Genomic DNA, 9,162 nt, shown 5'->3' on the forward strand with positions numbered 1-9,162 from the left:
GGGCTCGGAGATGGGAATAAGAGACAGCGAGCAGGTCGCGTACGGCGGCCCGCCCGCCGCCGTCGCGCAGCAGGGCCAGCGGCCCGCCGTCGCGGCCGGCCCGGGCCGGGGCATCGGGGTCCTTCTCCCACAGCAGGCCCGCGAGCCGGTCCAGTGCCTCGTACAGGTCGCCCTCGACGGCGATCTCGCCGGCCACCCAGGCGCGGGCCAGGCCCAGTTCGCCCGGCTTCCACAGGATGCGGCGCAGGGCCCGGCGGTGGCGGACGACCAGCACGGGGGCTCCGGGCGGCCCGGCCTCGCTGCCGTCCCAGGCGCGGATGCGGACGGGCGGCGGGGCGCCCAGCAGGGTCTCGGCAAGAGCAGCCAGCCGCGGCGCGGCGTCGGTCATGGGCCCACACCTCCAGAAAACTCCGACGCATGCCTCTACCCAGCCCGTCGGCGGGGTAAGCCGGGCGGGGCGGGCGCACACCGGGTCCGGGCGGGTCCGGGTACGCCGAAGGGCCGCCCGCACCACGGATGGCAGGCGGCCCCTTCGGGGTCGTACAGCAGGTCGTCCCTACGTCAGGGACGTCAGGAGGCCTTGGCCTTCTCGGCGGCCGGGGCCGAGGCGACCGGGGCCGGCTTGGCGGCCTCGTAGAACTCCTCGCGGGGGCTCTCCAGCGCGCCGAGGGAGACCACCTCGCGCTTGAGGAACATGCCGAGGGTCCAGTCGGCGAAGACGCGGATCTTGCGGTTCCAGGTCGGCATGGCCATGCCGTGGTAGCCACGGTGCATGTACCAGGCCAGCCGGCCCTTGAGCTTGATCTTCATCTTGCCGAAGACGAGCATCGCGACGCCCTTGTGGAGGCCGAGGCCCGCCACCGCGCCCTTGTTGTGGTGCTCGTACTCCTTCTGCGGGAAGCCCCGCATGCCGGAGATGACGTTGTCGCCGAGGACCTTGGCCTGACGCAGCGCGTGCTGGGCGTTCGGCGGGCACCAGGCGTTCTCGACGCCGGCCTTGCGCAGGGCGACGTCCGGGACCTGGGCGTTGTCGCCGGCGGCCCAGATGTAGTCGGTGCCCTGCACCTGGAGGGTGGGCGCGCAGTCGACGTGGCCGCGCGGGCCCAGCGGCAGGCCGTAGCGGGCCAGGGCCGGGTTCGGCTTGACGCCGGCGGTCCACACGATGGTGCTGGAGTCGACCTCGAGGCCGTTCTTCAGGACCACGTGGCCGTCCACGCAGGAGTCCATGGAGGTGTTGAGGTAGATCTCGATGCCGCGGGACTCGAGGTGCTCCTTGCCCCAGGCGCCCAGCTTGGGGCCGACCTCGGGAAGGATCTTGTCGGCCGCGTCCACCAGGATGAAGCGCATGTCCTCGCGCTTGATCGTGGTGTAGTACTTCGCGGCGTCGCGGGCCATGTCCTCGACCTCACCGATGGTCTCCGCGCCGGCGAAGCCGCCGCCGACGAAGACGAAGGTGAGGGCCTTGCGGCGGACGTTCTCGTCCGTCGTGGACTCGGCCTTGTCGAGCTGCTCGAGGACGTGGTTGCGCAGACCGATGCCCTCTTCGACGCCCTTCATGCCGATGCCCTGCTCGGCGAGGCCGGGGATCGGGAAGGTGCGGGAGATGGCGCCGAGCGCGATCACCAGGTAGTCGAAGGGCAGCTCGTACGCCTCGCCGACGAGCGGCGTGACGACGGCGACCTTGCGGTCCTGGTCGATGCTGGTGACCCGGCCGGTGAGAACCTCAGCCTTGGGCAGCACGCGTCGCAGCGGGACGACGACGTGCCGAGGCGAGATACTGCCTGCGGCCACTTCGGGGAGGAAGGGCTGATAGGTCATGTACGACCGCGGGTCGACGACCGTGACGGTCGCCTCGCCGTAGCGCATCTTCTTCATGATGCGCTTGGCTGCGTACAGGCCTACGTACCCACCGCCTACTACGAGGATCCTGGGACGCTCCGTGGTGCTCATGGAATGAGTATCCAGCACCCGATGGGGCGATGCTCGTGAGGGCCTTCACAAGGACCTCCCACCCCTCTGCTACACTGCGCGGCCCACGTGACCGAGGTCATGGCGTCGAACGGGAACCAGGGTGTAACGGGAGTCGTTGAATCCCCGCTCCGACCTGGCCTCCCGGGCCGGAACCGGACTGGACCACCGGGTTCGTACGTACCTCCGACACGGAACGCGCCGCGTCCACGATGCGCACAAGCGACCTCAGAAAACGAGCCTGCGAACCTCCGGAGCCGCCCAAATCACCCCCGGATCGGCCCCCCAGGCTCATTTTCCTTGTGAAGAACTTCACGAACTTCCTCCACCCCCAGGGCCGACCGACCCCTTGCCGCCACCCGACCCGGCCGATTCCGCCCGGTTTGCACAGCCGCCCGCGACCTACAGCCCGCCGCGCCCGACACCCACGCCGAGTCCGGCGAAGACGGCGTACGAGACCATCCGGGTCAGCGGACGGTTCGAGGCGGGCTGGGGAACGGGCTGCGGTACCGGGTTCGGTGCAGTGGTCATCGGCCCTCCTCGCACTTCAACGCGCTGGAGGAAGCGGCCGCCGAGTTGCTCGCCCGCGAAGCCGAGGCAGTTCTCGCCGAAGGCGGTCCGACGGTGACGATGGCCGAGCTGCTCGCCGACCTGTTCACCGAGCGGGGTGAAGGCGCGGCGTGAAGTACGCGTTCCGCTTCACCGTGGCGGCGCAGCGGCAGTTGCGGGCGATCGACCGGCCCGCGGCCATGCACATCCTCACCGCGCTGACCGCGCTCGGAGACGACCCGTACCGTGAGGACGCCGACCTCAAGAAGCTGACCGGTCCGTCGGAGCTGTACCGGCTCCGGGTGGGCAGCTACCGGATCGCCTACCAGGTGCTGGACGGCGAGCTCGTCGTCCTCGTCGTGAAGGTCGGCGACCGCTGCGACGTCTACCGCAACCTCTGACGAGGTAGATCGGCGCCGGAACGACGGGGAGGCGCCGCCCGGTAGCCGCTGCGCGTGGCGGTCGATGGCGGCCTATGTCCGGCCACAGGCGGGCCGGGGACGCCGAGACGGCTGGAGCGCGTAGCGATCTGACGCGTTCCGCGCCCTCGGCGCGGCTTGCGGTGCCTGGCCTGGCGGAGGGGTTGGCCGGTCGCCCGAAGGGCGCGATTCCGCGTGGCCGGCACGAAGGACCAGGCGTCTGGCTCCCGCTCGGGGAACTCAGGGTCCCCCTGCCAGCCCCCTCGGTGCCTGACCGCCAGGTAGTTGGCTGGGCGGGGCGGTGGTCGGTGTCAAAGGTGGAGCGCAGCGACATCGCGCAGCGACGCGACCGGAGGGAGCGCCTTTGACGCCGGCCGCCGACCTGCTCGGACAATGGACTGGCGGGCAGACACCGTGGCGCAACCGACCCCGCCCAGCGGGGACGTGCCCCCTCAGGTCAGCCCCATCTCCGATGCCCTCGGCCAGGCCGCACCCCCCCTCGGCCCCGCGCCGAGGGGGGACGGAGTACGCCTAGACCATCGACCAGGCGATGCCGTCCAGGATGTCGTGTTCCGAGACCACGACCTCCGTGGCGCCGATGCGCTCCATCAGGACGCGTAGGACCAGGGCTCCGGCGCCGATCACGTCGACCCGGCCCGGGTGCATGACGCCCAGGGCCGCACGCTCGGCGTGGGTCGAGGTCAGCATGCGCTCGCTGATCTCGCGGACCTGCTCGTAGGGGATCACCGCGTGGTGGATGGCCGCGGAGTCGTACTCCGCCAGGCCCAGGGCGATGCCGGCGACGGTGGTCACCGAGCCGGCCAGGCCGACCAGGGTGCGGGCCTCGGCCAGCGGTACGGTCTCGGCGGCCCGGTCGAGGGCGGCCTCGATGTCGGCACGTATGGCGGCGACCTGGGCGGAGGTGGGCGGGTCCGTGACGACCCCGTCCACGACCAGGTGGCGCTCGGTCATCCGGACGCAGCCCACGTCCACCGAGCGGGCGGCGCGCACGTGCTCCTCGCCGACCACGAACTCGGTCGAGCCGCCGCCGATGTCCACCACCAGGAAGGGCTTGTCCAAGTGGTCCGCACCCGCGGCGGCCAGGGACTTCGTGGCGCCGGTGAAGGAGAACTCCGCCTCCTGCTCGCCGGAGATCACCTCGGGCTCGACGCCCAGGATGTCGAGGATGCCCCGGCCGAAGTCGTCGCGGTTCTCGGCGTCCCGGGAGGCCGAGGTGGCCACGAAGCGGATCTTCTCGGCGCCCAGCTCCTTGATGACCGCGGCGTACTCGCGGCAGGCCGCGAAGGTGCGCTCCAGGGCCTCCGGGGCCAGCCGGCCGGTCCGGTCCACGCCCTGGCCGAGGCGGACGATGACCATCCGCCGGTCCAGGTCGGCCTGGGTGCCCGTGACGGGGTCGACGTCGGTGACGAGCAGGCGGATGGAGTTCGTACCGCAGTCGATGGCGGCGACCCGGGTCACTGCTCCGATTCCTTCCTCTGCTCCACCGGCTCCACATTCTCCGCCTTGTCCACGCACGGCGTGACGCAGGGGCCCTTGGCCCACCACTCCGGCAGCATGGCCAGGGCCTCGTCGCCGAACGGGTTCACGCCCGGCCCGGCCGCCAGCGAGTGGCCGACCAGCACGTGCAGGCACTTGACCCGGTCGGGCATGCCGCCCGCGCTCGGGAAGCCCTGGAGCACCTCGATGGCGTCACGGCGCCGGATGTAGTCCTCGTGCGCAGCCCGGTAGGCGGCGGCGAGCTCCGGGTCCTCGGCGAGCCGGGCCTGCATCTCCTTCATCACGCCGTTGGCCTCCAGCGTGCCGATCGCGGAGGCGGCACGCGGGCAGGTCAGGTAGTAGAGGGTGGGGAAGGGCGTGCCGTCGGGGAGGCGGGGGGCCGTCTCGACCACGTCCGGCTGGCCGCAGGGGCAGCGGTGCGCGATGGCGCGCAGCCCGCGCGGCGGGCGGCCGAGCTGCTGCTGGAACGCCTCGATGTCGGCGTCGGTCGGCTCGGTCCGTTCGGTCTGGGGCGGGGGCGTCTGCATGCCTGGAGGAAGTCTCTTCGTTAGTGGTGGAGCGCGAGCGGTAGAACGTGAGCGGTAGAACGACAGTGGCGGTCAGCGGTCAGGGCCGTCAGCGGTCGGGGCGGTCAGCGGTCAGGACGGTCAGGACGATCAGCGGTCAGGACGATCAGCGGTCAGGACGATCAGGACGATCAGCGGTCAGGACGGTCAGGACGATCAGCGGTCAGGACGGTCAGGACGATCAGCGGTCAGGACGATCAGGGCGGTCGGCCTTGTCGACGCCGTCCCAGACGTTCGAGTACCAGGGGCGGTCCGCGGCGTCCTTGCCGCTGCGGCGCCGTTCCTCGGTCTCGGCGTCGGGGTCGATCACCGTGTAGCCGACCTCCCCGGGGCGTACGTAGTGCAGGTGCTTGCGCGCCTGCTGCTCCACGTAGGCCGGGTCCTGCCAGCGGGCCTTCTCGTCGCGCAGTTCCTCAAGGCGTTGGCGCGCCTCGTGGGCGGTCCGCTGCTGATCCGCGATCTCCGAGCGCTGGGACACGTACTGGCGCATGGGGTACGCGAGGGCGACGACCAGCGTACAGAGGACGAGCACCAGCAGCGCGGCGCGGCCGGTGAGCCGGCTGCGCCGGACCTGGCGGCGCGACTGGGAGCGGTAGACGTGGGCGGCGGTCCGCTCACCCAGCTGCTTCAGCCTGGTCGCGGTGGAGAACCGGTCCCGGTTCCCGGCCATGTCCCGCCTCCCCATGTCTTACGAGTTCACGCAGCTACGAGATGACGCAGTGCGCAGTACGCAGTACGCAGTACGTCCCCGCACACGGTACGGGACCGGGTGCGAGGACGTACGGAGGCGGAGGCTGGGGCGTGTGATCAGCCCCAGCCTCTGCCTGCCGGCTACTGGTTCGCGGTGCGGAACCGCGGGAACGCCGAGCGGCCCGCGTACACGGCGGCGTCGTCGAGGATCTCCTCGATGCGCAGCAGCTGGTTGTACTTGGCGACGCGCTCGGAGCGGGCCGGGGCGCCGGTCTTGATCTGGCCGCAGTTGGTGGCGACGGCGAGGTCGGCGATGGTGACGTCCTCGGTCTCGCCGGAGCGGTGCGACATCATGCACTTGAAGCCGTTGCGCTGGGCGAGCTCGACGGCGTCCAGGGTCTCGGTCAGGGAGCCGATCTGGTTCACCTTCACGAGCAGGGCGTTGGCGGTGCCCTCCTCGATGCCGCGGGCGAGGCGCTCGGGGTTGGTGACGAACAGGTCGTCGCCGACGAGCTGGACCTTGGCACCGAGCTTGTCGGTGATGACCTTCCAGCCGGCCCAGTCGTCCTCGAACAGCGGGTCCTCGATGGAGACCAGCGGGTACGCGGCGACGAGCTCCTCGTAGTACTCGGTCATCTCGGCGGCCGAGCGGGACTGGCCCTCGAAGTTGTACTTGCCGTCCTTGTAGAACTCGGACGCGGCGACGTCGAGCGCGAGCGCGATGTCCGTGCCCGGGGTGTAGCCGGCCTGCTTGATGGCCTCGAGGATGAGGTCGAGCGCCTCGCGGTTGGAGCCGAGGTTCGGGGCGAAGCCGCCCTCGTCGCCCAGGCCGGTGGACAGGCCCTTGCCCTTCAGCACGGACTTGAGGGTGTGGTAGACCTCGGTGCCCCAGCGCAGCGCCTCGGAGAAGGACTCCGCGCCGATCGGCGCGATCATGAACTCCTGGATGTCCACGTTGGAGTCGGCGTGCGAGCCGCCGTTGAGGATGTTCATCATCGGAACGGGCAGCAGGTGCGCGTTCGGGCCGCCGAGGTAGCGGAAGAGCGGGAGGTCCGAGGCCTCGGAGGCGGCGTGGGCCACGGCCAGGGAGACGCCGAGGATGGCGTTGGCGCCGAGCGAGCCCTTGTTGTCGGTGGCGTCCAGGTCGAACATGGCCTGGTCGATCAGGCGCTGCTCGGTGGCGTCGTAGCCGACGAGCTCCGGGCCGATCTGCTCGATGACCGCGAGGACGGCCTTCTCGACGCCCTTGCCCATGTAGCGGTTGGGGTCCCCGTCGCGGAGCTCAATGGCCTCGAAGGCACCGGTGGAGGCGCCGGACGGAACGGCAGCACGGCCGGTGCTGCCGTCGTCGAGGCCCACCTCGACCTCGACCGTGGGGTTGCCTCGGGAGTCCAGGATTTCCCGGGCTACGACGACGTCGATGGACGGCACGAGCATCTCCTTCTGGGATGTGACGCTGGGTGTGCGGTGGCGCTGACGGGCCGGCGGACGGCCCTGCCGGACTAGAGCCTAACCGGCTCCGGGCGCCGCGCCCGCCGACCGCCCGCCCCCTGGGACGAAAAAGGGGCCGAATACTCCTCTTCCAGGACATAGAGGCCATGATCAACGGGCCTTCCGGCGCCTGCTGCCCGCATTCGGGCAGGCACACCACCGCTTGCGGACCCCCGGCGGGCCCACGGCGGACCCCCGGCGGAACCCGCGCGCCCCCGGGCGGACGCACCACGACTCCGGACGGCCGCACCACGACTCCGGGCGGACGCGCCACCGCCCGGCGCGTGGGGGGGATACGCGCCGGGCGGCAGTGACGGATGCGGGGATTCCCGCAAGGTTCAGCTGAGCTCAGGTCAGCTCAGCTCAGCTCAGGTCAGCTGAGCTTCAGCTTCTGACCCGGGAAGATCAGGTCGGCGTCCTTCACGGTGTCCTTGTTCAGCTCGAAGAGCTTCTCCCAGCCGCCCTTGACGCCCTGGGCCTGGGCGATGGTGCTGAGGGTGTCGCCGGCCTTGACCTCGTACGAGCCGGTGCCGGTCGCGGGGGCGGCCTCGGCGGGCTTCGCGGCGGGGGCCGCGGCCGGGGCCTCGGCGCGCTGGGAGCGGGTGGTCGGCGCCTCGGAGCGCGCCTCCTTCTTCACCGCCGGGGCCTCGTACTTCTTGTCGGCCTTCTTCGTCTCGACCTTCGGCTTGGCGGCCGGGGCCTGGGCGCCGCCACCGTTGTACGCGGCGTTGGTCAGGCCCTTGCCGCAGTGCGGCCAGGCGCCCTTGCCCTGGCCCTTGAGGACCTTCTCGGCGATGGCTATCTGCTGGCCCTTGGTGGCCTGGTTGGCCTGCGGGGCGTAGGACCGGCCGCCGTACGCGGCCCAGGTGGAGGAAGAGAACTGCAGGCCGCCGTAGTAGCCGTTGCCGGTGTTGATCGACCAGTTGCCGCCGGACTCGCACTGGGCGACGGCGTCCCACTGCGAGGCCGTGGCGGCGCTCGCGGAGGTCGCGGTGATCAGCGGGGCGGCGATGGCCGCGCCGGTGACGCCGGCGAGCGTGACGATGCGGGTGGCCTTCGAGGCGCGACGGTGCTTGCCCTTGCCGGAAAGCAGCATGGAACTTCTCCTCACCGACGCCTACGAGGTGAGCTGTCGGGTTCGGGCGGATGAGTGCCCGGCCGCGCGACCTAGCGCGCGGCTTAACCCCTAGCCGTTCCCGTGACCATCTCTCAATGGCCGGGCCCGGCAAAAACCTTGGGTCCCCCGCTCCTGCCTTCGGCGCTTGCGCGACGACTGTTCCCTAGCGGCCGCCGGCAGGATTCGGCGATGCGGTCGAAGGGGCCCGCGGTGGCGGGCGATCCAGAAGGTAGACAGGTCTCCGCCCGATGTTCAACAAGCGACTTCGGGCGGAAACCACCCCTACTTGCCCTCCCCAAAGGGGTGTTTTTGCAGGTGAGCAGGGGGTTTGGGACATTCCGCAAGAGAGACACGCCAGTTGACCGGAAGAGACGCATGTCTCACTTGATCAAAACGGACATCAAGCGCTTTCCGGACGCCCGAAGTGCCCCTATTACGCGGTTACATCCAGGTTCTGGCCGGGCTTGATCAGGTCGGCGTCCTTGCCGATGACCTGCTCATTGGCCTTGTACAGGGCGCTCCAGCCGCCCTTGAGCCCCTTGGCCTTCGCGATGGTCGTCAGGTTGTCGCCCTGCTTCACCGTGTACGTCGAGTCCGACGCGGAACCAGCGGGAGCGGTGGGGCCGGTGGAGGTGGCGGGGGCCGTGGGGGACGTGGAGGAGCCCTCGGCCGCCGGGGTGCCGCGGTGGCGCCCGGTGCCCGAGGAGTCGGACGCGTCGCCGGGGGCGGCCGGGGTGCCGGCGACGGGCGGCACCGTCGGGTCGATCGGGCCGGACGGGCCGGACGGGGCGGTCGGGTCGGCAGGGTTCGTCGACGGCGTGCCGGGGGCCGCAGGGCCGGTCGT

At 70.9% G+C, this 9,162-nt stretch carries 9 protein-coding genes, 2 pseudogenes and 1 riboswitch; of the genes and pseudogenes, 2 read left to right on the forward strand and 9 right to left on the reverse strand.

From position 1 onward, the window contains the following. The 3 genes and pseudogenes from GPJ59_RS28845 to GPJ59_RS37895 all read right to left on the reverse strand — a co-directional run. Positions 1-388, reverse strand: a pseudogene (locus GPJ59_RS28845) (SAM-dependent methyltransferase); the annotation flags it as partial. Between the two features lie 182 nt (positions 389-570). Beyond that, a complete protein-coding gene (locus tag GPJ59_RS28850) occupies positions 571-1,950 on the reverse strand; it encodes an NAD(P)/FAD-dependent oxidoreductase (RefSeq protein WP_219670639.1) in 1,380 nt (459 codons plus the stop codon). A 420-nt stretch (positions 1,951-2,370) separates the two neighbouring features. Further along, entirely contained in the window at positions 2,371-2,499 is a 129-nt protein-coding gene (locus GPJ59_RS37895; protein WP_258025066.1) for a hypothetical protein, read from the reverse strand. A gap of 3 nt (positions 2,500-2,502) precedes the next feature. On the opposite strand from GPJ59_RS37895, the pseudogene GPJ59_RS28855 reads away from it, so the two are divergent. Both GPJ59_RS28855 and GPJ59_RS28860 read left to right on the forward strand, forming a co-directional pair. Next, positions 2,503-2,652, forward strand: a pseudogene (locus GPJ59_RS28855) (type II toxin-antitoxin system Phd/YefM family antitoxin); the annotation flags it as partial. Beyond that, positions 2,649-2,918, forward strand: coding sequence for a type II toxin-antitoxin system RelE family toxin (locus GPJ59_RS28860; protein WP_219670640.1), 270 nt, complete (start codon positions 2,649-2,651; stop codon positions 2,916-2,918). The pseudogene GPJ59_RS28855 and the gene GPJ59_RS28860, both read left to right, overlap by 4 nt. A 549-nt stretch (positions 2,919-3,467) precedes the next feature. Here GPJ59_RS28860 and GPJ59_RS28865 read toward each other — a convergent pair. The 6 genes from GPJ59_RS28865 to GPJ59_RS28890 all read right to left on the reverse strand — a co-directional run. Beyond that, complete coding sequence (locus GPJ59_RS28865) at positions 3,468-4,415, reverse strand: Ppx/GppA phosphatase family protein (RefSeq protein WP_219670641.1); 948 nt, start codon at positions 4,413-4,415, stop codon at positions 3,468-3,470. Further along, positions 4,412-4,981 carry a DUF501 domain-containing protein gene (locus GPJ59_RS28870; RefSeq protein ID WP_219670642.1) on the reverse strand — a complete coding sequence of 190 codons (570 nt, stop codon included), beginning with the start codon at positions 4,979-4,981 and terminating at the stop codon, positions 4,412-4,414. The genes GPJ59_RS28865 and GPJ59_RS28870 overlap by 4 nt, the downstream gene beginning before the upstream one ends. A gap of 220 nt (positions 4,982-5,201) precedes the next feature. After that, a complete protein-coding gene (locus GPJ59_RS28875; RefSeq protein WP_219670643.1) occupies positions 5,202-5,690 on the reverse strand; it encodes an FtsB family cell division protein in 489 nt (162 codons plus the stop codon). A 161-nt stretch (positions 5,691-5,851) separates the two neighbouring features. Beyond that, positions 5,852-7,141: a phosphopyruvate hydratase gene (gene eno / locus GPJ59_RS28880; protein ID WP_219670644.1), complete on the reverse strand. Its 1,290-nt coding sequence runs from the start codon at positions 7,139-7,141 to the stop codon at positions 5,852-5,854. 433 nt (positions 7,142-7,574) lie between these two features. Beyond that, complete coding sequence (locus tag GPJ59_RS28885; RefSeq protein ID WP_219670645.1) at positions 7,575-8,297, reverse strand: transglycosylase family protein; 723 nt, start codon at positions 8,295-8,297, stop codon at positions 7,575-7,577. 3 nt (positions 8,298-8,300) lie between these two features. Then, a riboswitch (cyclic di-AMP (ydaO/yuaA leader) is annotated at positions 8,301-8,472 on the reverse strand. 279 nt (positions 8,473-8,751) lie between these two features. Beyond that, the coding region (locus GPJ59_RS28890) for a LysM peptidoglycan-binding domain-containing protein (protein ID WP_219670646.1) at positions 8,752-9,162 on the reverse strand (411 nt) is incomplete at its 5' end.

Source organism: Streptomyces bambusae, assembly GCF_019400985.1.
Lineage (GTDB): Bacteria > Actinomycetota > Actinomycetes > Streptomycetales > Streptomycetaceae > Streptomyces > Streptomyces bambusae_A.

Bases quoted from the DNA above. Each gene is read 5' to 3' on its own strand.
- GPJ59_RS28885 (WP_219670645.1), bottom strand. From the start codon at position 8,297: ATGCTGCTTTCCGGCAAGGGCAAGCACCGTCGCGCCTCGAAGGCCACC.
- GPJ59_RS28850 (WP_219670639.1), bottom strand. From the start codon at position 1,950: ATGAGCACCACGGAGCGTCCCAGGATCCTCGTAGTAGGCGGTGGGTAC.
- GPJ59_RS28875 (WP_219670643.1), bottom strand. From the start codon at position 5,690: ATGGCCGGGAACCGGGACCGGTTCTCCACCGCGACCAGGCTGAAGCAG.
- GPJ59_RS28870 (WP_219670642.1), bottom strand. From the start codon at position 4,981: ATGCAGACGCCCCCGCCCCAGACCGAACGGACCGAGCCGACCGACGCC.
- GPJ59_RS37895 (WP_258025066.1), bottom strand. From the start codon at position 2,499: ATGACCACTGCACCGAACCCGGTACCGCAGCCCGTTCCCCAGCCCGCC.